Raw genomic sequence first — 14,364 nt, forward strand, 5'->3', positions numbered from 1 at the left:
GGCGTGCACGCGCGCCGCCGCCACCCGCATCTCACGGAGCGGGTGGCGGGGGGCGCGGGCCGGCCGCCGGTGTCCGGGCCCGGGTGCCGCTGGGCGGGCCGGGGTCCGGGGCCGGAGGTCAGCCGTCGGTGCAGATCACGTCGTACGGGCGGCCCACCGAGATGGTCAGACGGATGGGGTCGGTGGTGCCGGAGGGGCACTCTTCCTTCGTCTTGACCAGACCGAGGACCTTGTGCGCGCCCGAGCCGCCGCAGGGGACCTCCTTGGCCTGCGAGGTCACGCAGTCGCCCTTCACGAGCTGGCCGCCGCCGGCGCCGGCGTCACCGGGGTGGTCGTTCGACACGTTGCGGCCGCAGACGGTGTTGGTGGGGATCCCGCTCGACTTGCCGCCGTTGTAGGAGATGCTCACCTCGATCATCACGTCCGTGCCCGGCGGGCACTGGATGGAGCCCGGCAGGATGCTGGCTTCCTTGATGTCGATGGCCTTGAAGGTGGCCCCGGCGTCGGAGCAGCCGGTCCGCTTGTAGGCGTCGGCGCCCTTGGACGGGTCGGGGCCGCCGCAGTCGCCGACCTTCCACGCGCTGGAGGTGTCGGAGGAGGACTCGGGGGACCCGGGGTCCTTCGCCGTCGGCTTGGCGGAGGGCGAGGAGGAGGCGGAGGTGGACGTGGACGACTTGCCGTCGTCCGCGCCCAGCACCTTGGAGGCGCCGTAGGCGCCGCCGACGACCAGGGCCAGGACCAGGAAGGTGACGAACTTTCCGCCCGAGCGCCGCGGCGGCACCGGGGTGAAGGGCGGCGGTGGCGGGGGCGGGGACGCCTGGTACGGGTTGGTCATGCGCTTCTCCAGTGCTGAGGGTGGTGAGGAGCGGGGGGTGACGCGAGAACGGTGACGCGTCATGGACACAACATGGTTCCACCCGGCGCGGCGCCCGGTCCGGCGGGGTCGGCGCGCCCTCCCCACCTGCGCGGACGCGTCTCAGAGGATGGCCACCGGAGCCACGGGCGTGCCGGTGCCCCCCACGAAGGGCTCGGGCATGGCGGAGAGGAGGAAGGCGTACCGGTTTTCTTCTGCACAGGCTGTGGACAACGTTTCGAGGTCCCAGTTCTGGCCCTGGTGCATGCCCATCTCCACCAGGTCGAGGGCGTGGACCGGCAGCCACAGGTTCTCGATCTCCGGCGGGAAGATCTCGAAGGTCAGGGTGTCGTTCGCGACGGCCGCCACGTCCCGTGCGTGGAACCACTCCGGCGTACGGACCGACAGGCCGGGGGAGGGGAAGCCGTAGCCGTGCTTGTCACCCGCCAGGTAGACCTGGATCTGACCGGTGCGGACCAGGACGACGTCACCGGCGCGGACGCCGACCCGGCCGAACTCCTCGGCCTCCGCCAGGTCCGCAGGGGTCACGGCGTGGTCGCCCGGCAGGCGGTCGAGGCCCTTCGCGCGGGCCACGTCGAGGAGCACCCCGCGCGAGACGATCGGAGGGGCCTTGTCGATCCCGCTGAATGCGGCCCGGCCGTGCGCGGTGATGGTTCCGGCGGGGCGGCCGTTGTAGATCCGGCCGGAGTGCGAGACGTGGGTGAGGGCGTCCCAGTGGGTGCCCGCCTGGAGGCCCATGCTGACGGCGTCGTCGCTGCACGCCACCGTGCCCGGGCCGAAGAGCTCCTGGTTGATCTGCACCATCGTGTGCAGCGGATTGATCCGGCCGGGGATCATGCCGACCTGGACGCCGTCCTCCTTCAGGGGGAGCGCCAGCGGGACGCGGCGGCCGCTGCGGATCTCCACGGCCGCGGCCCGTACCACCTCGTCGGTGATCAGGTTCAGGGTGCCGATCTCGTCGTCGGCGCCCCAGCGTCCCCAGTTGCTGACGCGCTTGGCGATGTCGTGGAACTCGGCGGGCAGGGTCATGGGCGTCGACAGCTCCTCGCGTGGATACCGGATGCGGATGCGGATGCGGATGCGGATGTGATGCAGATGCGGTAACGGGGGCTTGTGCTCGTGCATCTGACTGCCCATAGAATCTAACGGTCCGTCAGAAAACGCGGGAAGGGGCCGACGTGGGGAACTTCTTGGCAGGCAAGGTCGTCGCCGTCACCGGCGCCGGCCGGGGCATCGGACGGGCCGTGGCACTCGCCGCGGCCGCCGAGGGCGCCAAGGTCGTCGTCAACGACTACGGAGTCGGCATCGAGGGCGGGGAGCCCACCAGCGAGATCGCCGACGGCGTCGTGAAGGAGATCCAGGCCGCCGGCGGGCAGGCCGTCGCCGTCGCCGACGACATCTCCACCATGGCGGGCGGCCAGCGCATCGTCGACACCGCGCTCGCGCAGTACGGGCGCCTCGACGGGGTCGTCTGCGTGGCCGGCATCCTGCGCGAGCGGATGCTGTTCAACATGTCCGAGGAGGAGTGGGACCCGGTGGTCGCCACCCACCTCAAGGGCACCTTCACCGTCTTCCGCGCCGCCTCCGCCGTCATGCGCCGCCAGGGATCGGGCACCCTGATCGGCTTCACCAGCGGCAACCACCAGGGCTCGGTCGCCCAGGCCAACTACAGCGCCGCCAAGGGCGGGATCATCTCCCTCGTCCGCTCCGCCGCGCTCGGCCTGGCCAAGTACGGGGTCACCGCCAACGCCGTCGCACCCGTCGCCCGCACCCGCATGTCCGCGAACGTCCCCATGGAGCTCAAGGAGATCGGCGAGCCGGAGGACGTCGCGGCGCTGGTCACCTATCTGCTCTCCGACCGGGCCGTCGCCGTCGGCGGCGAGCGGATCACCGGTCAGGTCTACACGATCGCCGGCCCCAAGATCGCCGTGTGGGCGCAGCCGCGCGAGCTGCGCGCCGGATACGCCGACGGCTCCTGGACCCCGGAGAAGATCGCCGACTTCCTGCCCGGGACGGTCGGCACCGACCCGATGCCGATGCTGGCGCAGCTGGAGGCCATGGCCAAGGCGGCGGCCGCCAAGGACCGCCCCAACGCCTGACGGGGGGCGGCGTGGACTTCAGCTTCGGGGACGCGGACGAGGACCTGCGCGGCCGGGCGCGCGCATGGCTGGCGGAACACCTCGTGGGACCGTACGCGCGGGCCGTCGGCCTCGGCGGGCCGGGCAGCGAGCACGAAGGCGTGGAGGCCCGGCGGGAATGGGAGCGGGAGCTGGGCCGCGGCGGCTGGATCGGGCAGGGCTGGGAGGCCCCGGCCGGCGCCTACGGGCAGCAGCGGCTCTCGCTGACCGGACAGGTGGTGTGGGCGGAGGAGTACGCGGCGCTGCGCGCCCCCGGCCGGGTCGGGCACATCGGGGAGAACCTCCTCGCGCCCACCCTCATCGCCCACGGAAGCCCGGAACAGCGGCGCCGCTTCCTGCCCGCCATCGCGCGCGGCGAGGAGCTGTGGTGCCAGGGCTACAGCGAGCCGGGTGCCGGCTCCGACCTCGCGGGCATCCGTACGGCCGCGGTGCGCGACCCGGCCGACGGGCTGTTCCGCGTCACCGGGCAGAAGATCTGGACCTCCCTCGCCCGCGAGGCCGACTGGTGCTTCGTCCTGGCCCGCACCGAGCGCGGATCGCGGCGCCACCGGGGGCTGTCCTTCCTGCTCGTACGGATGGACCAGCCGGGCCGCGTGGAGGTCCGGCCGATCCGGCAGATGTCGGGGACCTCCGAGTTCAACGAGGTGTTCTTCGACGGGGCGGTGGCGGCGGAGGTCGTCGGCGCGGAGGGCGACGGCTGGGCCGTGGCCATGGGCCTGCTCGCCCTGGAGCGGGGGGTCTCGACGCTGGTGCAGCAGATCGGTTTCGCGGCCGAGCTGGAGCGGGTCCTCCGGCTGTACGCGGCCTCCGGCGCCGGCGACCCGGTGGTCCGCGACCGCCTCGTGCGCCAGTGGGCGGAGCTGCGCACCATGCGGTGGAACGCGCTGCGGACCCTCGGCGCGCGGGGCGGCCCGGTCGGGCGGGACGGTGGGGGCGCGCGGGGCGGTCCGGGCGCACCGGGGGATCCGGGCGCGCCGAGCGTGGCCAAGCTGCTCTGGGGCGGCTGGCACCGGCGGCTCGGGGAGCTGGCGGTGGAGGTCCGGGGCGCCGCGGCCGCCGCCGGGTCCGCAGCGTGGGCGCCGGACCTGCCGTACGAACTCGGACTCGACGAGGAGCAGCGCCTGTTCCTGTTCACCCGCGCCGACACGATCTACGGCGGTTCGGACGAGATCCAGCGCAACATCATCGCCGAGCGCGTGCTCGGCCTGCCGAAGGAGTCCAGGTGAGAGGCGTCGTGTTCGACGGCAAGCAGGCCCAGGTGGTCGACGACCTGGAGATCCGCGCTCCGGGGCCGGGAGAGGTGCTGGTCGCGATCGGGGCGGCGGGTCTGTGCCACAGCGACCTGTCGGTGATGGACGGGACGATCCCGTTCCCGCCGCCGGTGGTGCTGGGGCACGAGGGCGCGGGGGTGGTGGAGGCCGTCGGCGAGGGCGTGACGCACGTGGCGCCCGGCGATCACGTGTCGCTGTCGACGCTGGCCAATTGCGGGGCGTGCGCCGACTGCGACCGGGGCCGGCCGACGATGTGCCGCAAGGCGATCGGGATGCCGGGGCAGCCGTTCTCGCGGGGTGGCAGGCCCCTCTTCCAGTTCGCGTCGAACTCCGCCTTCGCGGAGCGGACGCTCGTCCGTGCCGTGCAGGCGGTGAAGATCCCCGCCGACATCCCGCTGACGTCGGCGGCGCTGATCGGCTGCGGGGTGCTGACCGGGGTGGGGGCGGTCCTGAACCGGGCGCGCGTCGGCCACGGCGAGAGCGTGGTCGTCATCGGCACCGGCGGCATCGGGCTGAACGTGCTCCAGGGCGCCCGGATCGCCGGGGCCACCACGATCGTCGCGGTGGACGCGAACCCGGCGAAGGAGGCGGTGGCCCGGCAGTTCGGGGCCACGCACTTCATCGACGCCTCCGCGGTGGCCGACTCGTCGGCGGCGGTGCGCGAGATCCTCCCGACCGGCGCCGACCACGCCTTCGAGTGCGTGGGCGACGTCAGGCTGATCCGCCAGGCCGTCGACCTCCTCGACCGGCACGGCCAAGCGGTGCTGCTCGGCGTGCCGGGCTTCAAGGAGGAGGCGTCCTTCCTCGTCTCGTCGATGTACCTCGACAAGACGATCATGGGGTGCCGGTACGGGTCCTCGCGCCCGCAGCGCGACATCGCGCTGTACGCGGAGCTGTACCGGCAGGGCAGGCTGCTGCTCGACGAGCTGGTGACGGAGGTCTATCCGGTCGAGGACTTCGCCAAGGCCGTCGACGACGCCCACCACGGGCGGGTGGCGCGCGGCGTGCTCACCTTCTGACCCGCCCGTACGACGACGGCCGGTCCGCCCTGAGGGGGTGGGCCGGCCGTCGGCCCTAGGGAAGCCCGCTCAGTCGGCGAGGCGGCCGAAGCGGCCCTTGTGGAAGAGGAGCGGATCGCCCTCGCCGGCCGCGCCCATGGCCACGACGCGGCCGACGACGATGAGGTGGTCCCCGCCGGTGTGGACGGCGTGGATCCGGCAGTCGATCCAGGCGGGCACGGCGTCGAGCCGCGGCGAACCGGTCACGGGGGCCGGAGTGTGGGTCACCCCGGAGAACTTGTCCGCGCCGCTGACGGCGAAGGACCGGCACAGCTCGCCCTGTTCGGCGCCGAGGATGTTGACGCAGAACACCCCGGCGCGGGCGATCCGCGGCCAGGTGGTCGAGGTGCGGGCCACCATGAAGGTGACCAGGGGCGGATCGAGGGACAGCGAGGCGAAGGACTGGCAGGCGAAGCCGGCGGGCGCGTCCTCGGCTTCCCCGGGCGGCGCGGTGATGACCGTGACGCCGCTCGCGAAGTTCCCCAGTACCGAACGGAATTCGGCGGGCGCGACGGGCGCCCGCTCGTCCTCGCCGACGGCCCTCAGATCGGGACGCGGCAGGGTGTCGACGGACTCGGTTTCCCGCTGCGCCGTGGCGGAGGTGGGGGAGCCGACTGACCTGAGGTATCGGACGACGGTGGCCGCCATCCCTGCATGTCCCATCACACCTCCGATTGAAGCTGACGGTTCGTCAGATGTGAACCCCGGTGCGCACCCGATCGCGATCCGGCTGTACGAAGGGTCCCCGGGTACGCCCGCGCGGGTGAAACCGGGCCGGTGGGCGGCACCGTGTCGCCGCTCGGGGGAGGAGGCTCGGCATCGTGGCAGCGACCCCGCAGCGCCCCCGCGCCGCCGTACCCCGGGAGGGACCCATGCTCGGCACCGACTTCCGTACCGGATCACCCAACTGGCTCGACCTCGGCAGCCCCGACACCGGCGCGGCCGCCGCGTTCTACGGGGCGCTCTTCGGCTGGGAGTTCGCCTCCGCCGGCCCCGGGACCGGCGGGTACGGCTTCTTCCGGCAGGACGGCAAGACCGTCGCCGCGCTCGGGCCGCTCACCGAGGAGGGCGCCCGGCCGGCCTGGATGCACCACTTCATGACCCCTGACATCCAGGCCACCACGGAAGCCGTCCGGGCCGGCGGCGGCACCGTCCGGATGGAACCCATGGACGTCATGGGAGAGGGGTGGCTGGCGCAGTTCACCGACCCGCAGGGCGCCGAGTTCGCGTGCTGGCAGCCCGGGAACACGGTGGGCTTCGGGGTCGCCTCCGCCGAGAACACCCTGGTGTGGGCCGAGCTCCACGTGCCGGACCCGGTCGCGGACATCGCCTTCTACGCCGGGCTGTTCGCCTGGCGGCACTCCGAGATGCAGGCGCCCGGGATGACGTACCGGGTCCTCAGCACCGCCGACGGCGACCTGGAGGACGCCTCCTTCGGCGGGGTCGCCCCGCTCGGCGAGGGCGCGGGAGGCGACGGCGGCGGCGGCCAGGAGGCCCGCTGGGTGCCCTACTTCCACGTCGCGGACGTCGACGCCACGGTCCTCCGGGCCCGGGACAACGGCGGATCCGTCGTCATGCCGGCCGCCGACGCACCGGGCGCCGGGCGGATCGCCTGGCTCGCGGACCCCGCCGGGGCGGTGTTCGCGCTGCTGAAGCCCGACCCGCGGATGTAGGTCGCGTCCCTCGGCTCGGACCTGATCAGCGACCCAGGTACTTCGGCGTGCGGCGCTCCACGAAGCTCGCCACGCCCTCGTTCGCGTCCGCCGTGGTCATGTTGATCTCCTGAGCGGTGGCCTCGGCGGCCAGCGCCGCCGCCCGCCCGCCGTCCAGCGAGGCATTGACCAGCTGCTTCGTCAGGGCGAGGGCGCGCGTGGGCCCCTGGGCCAGCCGCTCTGCCCACTCCCGGGCGGTGGCCTCCAGCTCCTCGGCCGCCACCACCCGGTTGACCAGCCCGAGCCGGGCGGCCTCGGCCGCCGGCACGGCGTCGCCGAAGAACATCAGCTCCTTCGCCTTCTGCGGGCCGACCAGCCGGGGCAGGAGGTACGCGCCGCCGCCGTCGGGAACCAGGCCGCGGCGCACGAACACCTCGATGAAACGGGCCCCTTCGGCGGCGACCACGAGGTCGCAGGCGAGGGCGAGGTGCGCACCGATCCCGGCGGCCGTGCCGTTGACGGCGGCGAGCACCGGCTTCTCGCAGTCGAGGACTGCGGTGATCAGGCGCTGTGCGCCGAGGCGGATCATGCGGGCCACGTCACCGGCGACGCGGTCGCCGGTGGTGGCGGGCCCGGTGGCGGCCCCGGTGGCGGGGCCGCCGCGCAGATCGGCGCCCGCGCAGAAGCCCTTGCCGGTGGCGGTGAGCACGACCGCGCGGACCGCGGGGTCGGCGGAGGCCTCGGCGAGCAGCGCGATGACGCGTTCGCGCTGGTCCCGGGTGACGGCGTTCATGGCGTCGGGGCGGTTGAGGGTGATCCAGGAGACGTTGTTCTCGGTGCGGTGGAGGACGGTCTCCTCGGGGGCGGCGGTCATGCGGGTGACTCCCGTTCAGGGGTGGGTGGGGCCGGAGGATCCAGCCCGCCCGGCGTTTGAGGGCACGGGCGCGAAGCGCACGTACGGGGTCCGGGGCCCCGCCCCGGGATACGGAGAAAGGGCGGGGCGGGGAGAGGCCCCGCGCGGCGGCGGCCCGGCGGCGAGCGCAGCGTCAGCGGCAGATGGCCAGGGCGTCCAGCGCCACCGCGCCCTGGCCCCGGGGGAGAACCATCAGGGGGTTGATGTCCAGCTCGGCGAGTTCGTCGCCGAGCTCCAGGGCCATGCGCTGGATCCGCAGGATGACCTCCACCAGCGCGTCCACGTCGGCCGGGGGCGCGCCCCGGACACCCTCCAGGAGGGCGTGGCCGCGCAGTTCGGTGAGCATCGCGCGGGCCTGGTCCTCCCCGAACGGGGGGACGCGGACCGCCGCGTCGTGCAGGACCTCGACGAGGACGCCGCCCAGCCCGACGGTGACGGTCGGGCCGAAGAGGTCGTCCTGGGTGACCCCGACGACCATCTCCACACCCCGTTCGACCATCTGGCAGACCAGGATCCCGTCGAGCGGGACGTTCTCGTAGCGCGCGATGTCGGTCAGCTCCCGGTACGCGTCACGGATCTGGCTCGCGGAGGTCAGGCCGATCTTCACGAGGCCGAGTTCGGTCTTGTGGCCCAGCTGCGGGCCGGAGGCCTTCATCACCACCGGGTAGCCGACCAGCCCGGCCGCGCGGACCGCCGCCGCCGCGCTCGTCACCAGCTGCTCGCGGGGCACGCGTATCCCGTAGGCGCGCAGGAGCTGCTTCGCGGCGTGCTCGCTGAGCTGCTGTCCCGGCCGCATGAGGGCCTGCGCCTTGCGGTACGAGGGGGAGGGCGTGCGGGGTGCGTCCTCGAAGGGGGAGCGGTAGCCGGCGGTGAAGCGGTGGTGGCCGAGGTAGGCGCGGACGGCGGTGATGCAGTTGCCGAAGGTGCGGAAGGTGGCGACGCGGGAGGAGCCGAGGAGGGTGGTGCGGTAGGCGTCCTCGGTGCCGACGGGGGAGCCCCAGATCACGCAGATCAGCTTGTCGGTCTGCTCGGCGGCGTCCACCAGGTCCTGGGCGAGCCTGTCGCTCATCGGGGGGAAGGGGCCGGTGATCGGGCAGATCAGGACGCCCACGCCGGGGTCGGCGAGGATCGCGTCGATGATCTTCCGGCCGCGCCAGTCACCGACCGGGTGGCCGCCGTTGTCGACGGGGTTGGCGACGTTCAGGTACGGCGGTATCCACTGGTGGAGTTCGTCCTGCTTGGCCTGCGAGAGGGTGGGCAGGGTCAGTTCCGCCTCGGTGGCCAGGTCGGAGAAGTGGGCGCCGGTGCCGCCGGAGATGGAGTACACGACGACGCCTTCGGCCTTCGGCCTGCGGGCGCGGGCGAGGAGGGCGGCGGTGTCCTGGAGTTCGTCGAGTCCGTCGACGCGGATGACGCCGAACTGGCGCATGGCGGCGTCCACGACGGTGTCGGCGCCGGTCAGCTTCCCGGTGTGGGAGGCGGCCATGCGGGCACCGGTCTCGGTGCGGCCGACCTTGACGGCGACGACGGGGACGCCGTTGCGGGCGGCGCGGTCGGCGGCGAGGAGGAAGGACCGGCCGTCCTTGAGGCCCTCGACGTAGCAGGCGATGGCCCCGACCTCGGGCTGCTCGGCGAAGTAGGAGATGAAGTCGGAGGTCTCCAGGTCGGCCTCGTTGCCGGTGGGCGCCCAGTGGGACAGCCGGATGCCCAGTTCCTGGAGGGTGTAGACGGGCCGGCCCTGGTGGCCGGACTGGGTGATCAGGGCGATCGCCGGGCCGTCGAGGTCGTCGCGGAACGCCTCGAAGGCGTTGAGGTTGGTGTTGGGGCCCAGCAGGCGCAGGCCGGAGCGCTCGACGGCGGCGGCGAGGCGTTCCTGCGCGGCGGCTCCGGCGCCGCCGGTCTCCGCGAAGCCGGAGGCGAAGGCGACGGCGAACTTCACCTTCGTGTCGGCGAGTTCCTCGATGACGGGCAGCGGGTCGGAGACCAGCAGGACGGCGAGGTCCACCTGTTCGGGCAGGTCGGCCACGGACGCGTGGCAGGCCAGCCCGAAGACGGTGGGGCGGGTGGGGTGCACGGGGTGGATCCGGGCGCCGACGCGCTCCGCCCAGGCGATGAGCTGGCGGGTGATGCCGGTGTTGGGTCTGCCCTCGGCGTCGGAGGCGCCGATGACGGCCACGGACTCCGGCCGGAAGAACCGGTCCAGGTCGGGTACGTCGGCGTGCAGCGGCCGCCCGCTGACGTCCACGGGGACCGCGTCGTCGGCGGAGGGTGCCGCCGACGAGTGGACGGCCGCCCTGGGGGTTTCCCCGCAGGCCTCGACTCGTGCGCGGAAGTCGGTGGTGAGGGTGCCGTGAGTAGATCCAAGCATCGTTCCGCCCGCTCCTGCTCGATGAACCTCGATGGAACTCAATAACTGACGCGTAGTCAGATTACTGAACTGACGTGCCGTCAGGAACAGGGCTGCGCAGGAAAGCTGGTGGAGGTGATGTGGTGAACGGTGGCAGACTTCGCCGGACCCGGTCCAGAGTGCACTTCCGGCCGAGATCGCCGACGACGCCCAGCGGGCTCCACGGTGGCCGAGGCCGCCCGCGGTCGCCTCGTGACCGATTCCATGGCTGCTGCGCGAAGGCCCGTGCCGCCCCGGCCGGCACCGGCAGCCGCGCCGCAGGGGAGTCGGGTGGCGCCGGCGCCTGCGCGACCCGGACCACCTCCTGTGACGGGTGGAGCCACGTGTCGGCGGGCCGGTGGGGCGGTGGGTCGGCGGGCCGAAGTTCCAGCGGCCGATGTTCCCGCGGCCGACGTGCCGACGCCCCGGTGCGCCTCACGGCCGCCGGTGCGCGCGGCTCAGGGGCGGGCAGCCCCCCGGGCCGCTCCCCGGGCCACCGCCTTGGCGATCTTCTCCGCGTCCAGGGCCATCTCCCGGAACATGCCGCTGATGGGGTTGCTGAAGCCGGTGAAGTACAGGCCGCGTGCCCCCTCCCCGGTGCGGGCGCCGTGCGTGCGGGGCCGGCCGCGCTCGTCCAGCACGCCGAGGTGGCCGACCAGCCCCTCCAGTCGGCGGTGGTACCCGGTGGCCGCGATCACCGCGTCGGGGGTGATGCGCGAGCCGTCCGCGAGCACCACCTCCGGCCCGTCGAAGGACTCCACTGCGGCCACCGGCTCCACCCGGCCGGCGCGCACCGCGTCGACCAGACCCACGTCCTGGACCGGGATCGCCCCCTCCTTGACCCGGCTGTAGAGGCCGGTGGCGGGGCGCGGGAGCCCGTACGCCGACAGGTCCGGGACCGAGGCCCGGGCGACGAGCGCGCCCAGCCGGTCCACGAGCCGCACCGGCAGCCGTCGCACGAGGATCCCGCTGCGCTGGGCGGGCCAGCCGGCGGTGGAGCGGCGCATGATGTGCGGGGCGGTGCGCACCGCGATCCGTACCCGCGCCGCCCCGCCCTCGGCGAGGTCGGCGGCGATCTCGGCGCCGGTGTTGCCGACGCCGACGACGAGGACGTCCTGGCCGGCGTAGGGCTGCGGGTTGCGGTAGTCGGCGGCGTGCAGCAGGCGGCCTCCGTACGACTCCACGCCGGCCCAGTCGGGCAGTCTGGGCGTGTGGTTGAAGCCGGTGGCGACCACGACGGCCGTGGCGGTCAGCACCCGCCCGCCGCTGGCGTGCAGGGTCCAGCCGCCGTCGACCCCGGGGGCGGGCTCGATGCGGGTCACCTCGACGCCGGTGACGACCTCCAGCTCGTGGAACTCTGCGTACTTCTCCAGGTAGCGCACGACGTTGTCGCGGGAGACCCAGCGGCCGAACCGGCGCGGCATCGCCAGGCCCGGGAGGGCGGACAGCCGGCGGGTGGTGTGCAGGTGCAGCCGGTCGTAGTGGCGCCGCCAGGAGGCTCCGACGGTGTCGGACTTCTCGACGACCACCGCGCGGACCCCGCGGGCGCGCAGGGCGGCGGCCGCGGCGAGGCCGCCGGGGCCGGCCCCGATGACGTACACGGGGCGGGGCTGGGTGGTCATGTCGACTGCTGCTGTGGGGACTGCGGGCATGAGGTGTGATCGTATCGCCACGCTGGGTTGATGGGTCTCGGACAAGGAGGGAATCGATTGCGGATCGGTCACGGCCGGGTTCGCCGGCCCGGGCGCGCGGAAGCCGTGGCCCGCCGGGGCCTTGCGGGATCGCTCCGCATCCGCTGAACTGACGTACCGTCAGATTAGTGGTGAGAGGAGTGGGGGCTGCCGATGCAGACCGTCTGGCTCAGTGGGGCCGAATGGCTCGCCGTGCTCCGGATAGGCCTCGGCCTGTGGTGGCTGGAGAGCTGGCGCCACAAGGACAAGAAGGGCTGGTTCGAACGCGGCACCGGCATCGCGTGGGCCGCCGACGTCGCGGACAAGCACCGCTGGACCTTCGTCAAGGGCGGCTTCCACCGGGTCGTCGCACCGCGGCCGAAGCTGATGGCGTACGTCGTCGTCTACGCCGAACTCGCCCTCGGCCTGGGCCTGGTGCTCGGCTTCCTGACCCCCGTCGCCCTGATCGGCGGACTCCTGCTGAACCTCCTCTACCTCGTACTGATGATCCACGACTGGGCCGAGCAGGGGCAGAACGCGATGATGGCGCTCATCTCGCTCGTCGCGCTCCTCGCCATGTCCTGGCAGACCTGGTCCCTCGACGCGGCGATCGGACTGTTCCTGTGAGCGGCACCGTGCGCCACGACCTCCCCGAGACCGACGACTTCACCCGCCCCTACTGGGACGCGGCGGCGCAGGGCCGGCTCCTGCTGCGCCGGTGCGGCGACTGCGGACGGGCCCACCACTACCCGCGCGAGTTCTGCCCCCACTGCTGGGCCGGCGAGGACCGGGTGGCGTGGGAGACCGCGAGCGGCCGGGCCACCCTCTACACGTGGTCCGTGGTCCACCGCAACGACCTCCCGCCGTTCGGCACGCGCGTCCCCTACACGGCGGCCGTCGTCGACCTGGCCGAAGGCCCGCGGATGATGACCGAAGTGGTGGACTGCGCGGCGGCGGACCTGCGCATCGGCATGCCGCTGACGGTCACCTTCCGCGAGGCCGCGGACGGGGTGTGGGTGGCGCTCTTCCGGCCGGAGACTCCCTGAGGTCGCGCGGATCAGACGCGATCCGCGACGACATGCCCTGGGGCGTGACCGACGGACCAGGACCGGCCCCCGCTCAGGGCCAGAGCAGCTCGCGGACCCAGGAGCCGCCCTCGATGAGCCGGTAACGCAGGCGGGTGTGCCGACGCGCGGCGTCGCCCTGGAAGAACTCCACCTCGACGGGGGCGAGCACGTACCGCGTCCAGGTCGGAGCCGGGGCGTCCGGCTCCGACCCGGCGCGCTCCCAGGCGGCCGCCGAAGCCCGCACCAGCTCCTCCACGGAGCCCAGCACCTCGCTCTGCCGCCCCGTGAGCGCGGCCGCGAGCGCACCGCGCGAGCGGACCGCCAGGTCCGCCCGGCTCTCCTGCGGACCGCACGCGGTGACCCGGCCGCGTACCCGCACCTGCCGGCCCACCGAGGGCCAGTAGAACCCGAGCGCCGCCTCCGGCCGCGCGGCCAGCTGCACGCCCTTGGCGCTCGTGACGTGCGAGGCGAAGTGCCAGCCCCGCCCGTCGACGTCGTGCAGCATCAGCGTCCGCACGTCGGGCCGCCCCTCGCCGTCCACCGTGGCCAGGCTCATCGTGTGCGGCTCCGGCTGCCCCGCCCGCGCGGCGTGCACGAACCACTCCCGGAACAACGCCACCGGCTCACCGGGCGCGGCCCCGGTGTCGAAGCCGGGGAGCGGGGAGTCCCACACGCGCAGGGCGTGCAGGACGGAACGGAATTCCTCGTCGCTGGTATCGCTGCTCATGGCGCCAGGCTAGGGGGGACGCGAGACGCAGGTCACACCGGCCCGCGCCGCCGCCCGTGTCACAGGGCGCCGGGCCATCTCGTCTCAGGGGTGCGGACACCGACGACGACGGAGGAGCACACCATGGACGCGCGACTGAACTACTTCGCCGGCGAGACCGCGGGCAAAGCCCTCAAGCACGTCATGGCGGCCGGCAAGGCGGTCAAGGACGCACCGCTGCCGACCGCGACGCAGGAACTCGTGGCCCTGCGCGTGAGCCAGATCAACGGCTGCGCGTTCTGCATCGACATGCACACCAAGGACGCCGCCGCGGCCGGCGAGACCCCGGTAAGGCTGCACCTGGTGGCGGCGTGGCGCGAGGCCACCGTCTTCACCGAGGCCGAGCGGGCCGCACTGGAACTCGCCGAACAGGGCACCCGGATCGCCGACGCCGCGGGCGGCATCGACGACGAGGCGTGGGCGAACGCCGCCAAGTACTACGACACCGAGCAGCTCACCGCCCTCACACTGCTGATCTCCTTCATGAACATGGCCAACCGGCTGAACGTCATCACCCGGCAGCCCGCCGGCGACTACCGGCCCGGGCAGTTCCACTGACCGGATCCGAA

The 14,364-nt window shown here is 73.4% G+C and carries 14 protein-coding genes; 7 read left to right on the forward strand and 7 right to left on the reverse strand.

All coding sequences use genetic code 11. The annotated features are described in order from the left end of the window. Window positions 1–118 precede the first annotated feature (118 nt). Complete coding sequence (locus AC2RP6_RS22605) at window positions 119–835, reverse strand: hypothetical protein (RefSeq protein WP_486447829.1); 717 nt, start codon at window positions 833–835, stop codon at window positions 119–121. A 141-nt stretch (window positions 836–976) separates the two neighbouring features. Beyond that, window positions 977–1,903: a cyclase family protein gene (locus AC2RP6_RS22610; RefSeq protein ID WP_486450409.1), complete on the reverse strand. Its 927-nt coding sequence runs from the start codon at window positions 1,901–1,903 to the stop codon at window positions 977–979. 149 nt (window positions 1,904–2,052) lie between these two features. Between AC2RP6_RS22610 and AC2RP6_RS22615 the strand changes: the two genes are divergently transcribed. The 3 genes from AC2RP6_RS22615 to AC2RP6_RS22625 are packed head-to-tail and all read left to right on the forward strand — an operon-like array spanning window position 2,053 to window position 5,302. Then, entirely contained in the window at window positions 2,053–2,973 is a 921-nt protein-coding gene (locus AC2RP6_RS22615; protein WP_486447830.1) for an SDR family NAD(P)-dependent oxidoreductase, read from the forward strand. An 11-nt stretch (window positions 2,974–2,984) separates the two neighbouring features. Then, window positions 2,985–4,238, forward strand: a complete 1,254-nt coding sequence (locus tag AC2RP6_RS22620) for an acyl-CoA dehydrogenase family protein (RefSeq protein WP_486447831.1) — start codon at window positions 2,985–2,987, stop codon at window positions 4,236–4,238. Beyond that, window positions 4,235–5,302 (forward strand): Zn-dependent alcohol dehydrogenase, encoded by a 1,068-nt coding sequence (locus AC2RP6_RS22625; RefSeq protein WP_486447832.1) that lies wholly within the window; start codon window positions 4,235–4,237, stop codon window positions 5,300–5,302. The genes AC2RP6_RS22620 and AC2RP6_RS22625 overlap by 4 nt, the downstream gene beginning before the upstream one ends. A gap of 69 nt (window positions 5,303–5,371) precedes the next feature. Here AC2RP6_RS22625 and AC2RP6_RS22630 read toward each other — a convergent pair whose 3' ends face one another. Further along, a complete protein-coding gene (locus tag AC2RP6_RS22630) occupies window positions 5,372–6,004 on the reverse strand; it encodes a flavin reductase family protein (protein ID WP_486447833.1) in 633 nt (210 codons plus the stop codon). A 209-nt stretch (window positions 6,005–6,213) separates the two neighbouring features. Between AC2RP6_RS22630 and AC2RP6_RS22635 the strand changes: the two genes are divergently transcribed. Further along, window positions 6,214–7,014, forward strand: a complete 801-nt coding sequence (locus tag AC2RP6_RS22635; RefSeq protein WP_486450410.1) for a VOC family protein — start codon at window positions 6,214–6,216, stop codon at window positions 7,012–7,014. A 25-nt stretch (window positions 7,015–7,039) separates the two neighbouring features. Here the strand turns inward: AC2RP6_RS22635 and AC2RP6_RS22640 are convergent, their stop codons facing one another. The 3 genes from AC2RP6_RS22640 to AC2RP6_RS22650 form a co-directional block, all read right to left on the reverse strand. Further along, window positions 7,040–7,867 (reverse strand): enoyl-CoA hydratase/isomerase family protein, encoded by an 828-nt coding sequence (locus AC2RP6_RS22640; protein WP_486447834.1) that lies wholly within the window; start codon window positions 7,865–7,867, stop codon window positions 7,040–7,042. A gap of 172 nt (window positions 7,868–8,039) precedes the next feature. Continuing rightward, window positions 8,040–10,274 carry an acetate--CoA ligase family protein gene (locus AC2RP6_RS22645; protein ID WP_486447835.1) on the reverse strand — a complete coding sequence of 745 codons (2,235 nt, stop codon included), beginning with the start codon at window positions 10,272–10,274 and terminating at the stop codon, window positions 8,040–8,042. A gap of 476 nt (window positions 10,275–10,750) precedes the next feature. After that, window positions 10,751–11,944, reverse strand: coding sequence for a flavin-containing monooxygenase (locus AC2RP6_RS22650; RefSeq protein ID WP_486447836.1), 1,194 nt, complete (start codon window positions 11,942–11,944; stop codon window positions 10,751–10,753). A gap of 192 nt (window positions 11,945–12,136) precedes the next feature. Here AC2RP6_RS22650 and AC2RP6_RS22655 point away from each other — a divergent pair, with 192 nt between their 5' ends. Next, on the forward strand, window positions 12,137–12,589 hold the full coding sequence (locus AC2RP6_RS22655) for a DoxX family membrane protein (protein WP_486447837.1): 453 nt from the start codon (window positions 12,137–12,139) through the stop codon (window positions 12,587–12,589). Beyond that, window positions 12,553–13,008 carry a Zn-ribbon domain-containing OB-fold protein gene (locus AC2RP6_RS22660; protein WP_486450411.1) on the forward strand — a complete coding sequence of 152 codons (456 nt, stop codon included), beginning with the start codon at window positions 12,553–12,555 and terminating at the stop codon, window positions 13,006–13,008. The genes AC2RP6_RS22655 and AC2RP6_RS22660 overlap by 37 nt, the downstream gene beginning before the upstream one ends. Before the next feature lie 73 nt (window positions 13,009–13,081). Here AC2RP6_RS22660 and AC2RP6_RS22665 read toward each other — a convergent pair whose 3' ends face one another. Then, window positions 13,082–13,756, reverse strand: coding sequence for a pyridoxine/pyridoxamine 5'-phosphate oxidase (locus AC2RP6_RS22665; RefSeq protein WP_486447838.1), 675 nt, complete (start codon window positions 13,754–13,756; stop codon window positions 13,082–13,084). Between the two features lie 123 nt (window positions 13,757–13,879). Here AC2RP6_RS22665 and AC2RP6_RS22670 point away from each other — a divergent pair, with 123 nt between their 5' ends. After that, window positions 13,880–14,353: a carboxymuconolactone decarboxylase family protein gene (locus AC2RP6_RS22670; RefSeq protein WP_486447839.1), complete on the forward strand. Its 474-nt coding sequence runs from the start codon at window positions 13,880–13,882 to the stop codon at window positions 14,351–14,353. Window positions 14,354–14,364 lie beyond the last annotated feature (11 nt).

It is taken from the genome of Streptomyces sp. WAC03905, assembly GCF_057371075.1.

What these genes read in the sequence shown, in the direction of transcription:
- AC2RP6_RS22605 (WP_486447829.1), bottom strand. Translation starts at nt 835, where the DNA reads ATGACCAACCCGTACCAGGCGTCCCCGCCCCCGCCACCGCCGCCCTTC.
- AC2RP6_RS22610 (WP_486450409.1), bottom strand. Translation starts at nt 1,903, where the DNA reads ATGACCCTGCCCGCCGAGTTCCACGACATCGCCAAGCGCGTCAGCAAC.
- AC2RP6_RS22630 (WP_486447833.1), bottom strand. Translation starts at nt 6,004, where the DNA reads ATGGGACATGCAGGGATGGCGGCCACCGTCGTCCGATACCTCAGGTCA.
- AC2RP6_RS22635 (WP_486450410.1), top strand. Translation starts at nt 6,214, where the DNA reads ATGCTCGGCACCGACTTCCGTACCGGATCACCCAACTGGCTCGACCTC.
- AC2RP6_RS22640 (WP_486447834.1), bottom strand. Translation starts at nt 7,867, where the DNA reads ATGACCGCCGCCCCCGAGGAGACCGTCCTCCACCGCACCGAGAACAAC.
- AC2RP6_RS22645 (WP_486447835.1), bottom strand. Translation starts at nt 10,274, where the DNA reads ATGCTTGGATCTACTCACGGCACCCTCACCACCGACTTCCGCGCACGA.
- AC2RP6_RS22650 (WP_486447836.1), bottom strand. Translation starts at nt 11,944, where the DNA reads ATGCCCGCAGTCCCCACAGCAGCAGTCGACATGACCACCCAGCCCCGC.
- AC2RP6_RS22655 (WP_486447837.1), top strand. Translation starts at nt 12,137, where the DNA reads ATGCAGACCGTCTGGCTCAGTGGGGCCGAATGGCTCGCCGTGCTCCGG.
- AC2RP6_RS22665 (WP_486447838.1), bottom strand. Translation starts at nt 13,756, where the DNA reads ATGAGCAGCGATACCAGCGACGAGGAATTCCGTTCCGTCCTGCACGCC.
- AC2RP6_RS22670 (WP_486447839.1), top strand. Translation starts at nt 13,880, where the DNA reads ATGGACGCGCGACTGAACTACTTCGCCGGCGAGACCGCGGGCAAAGCC.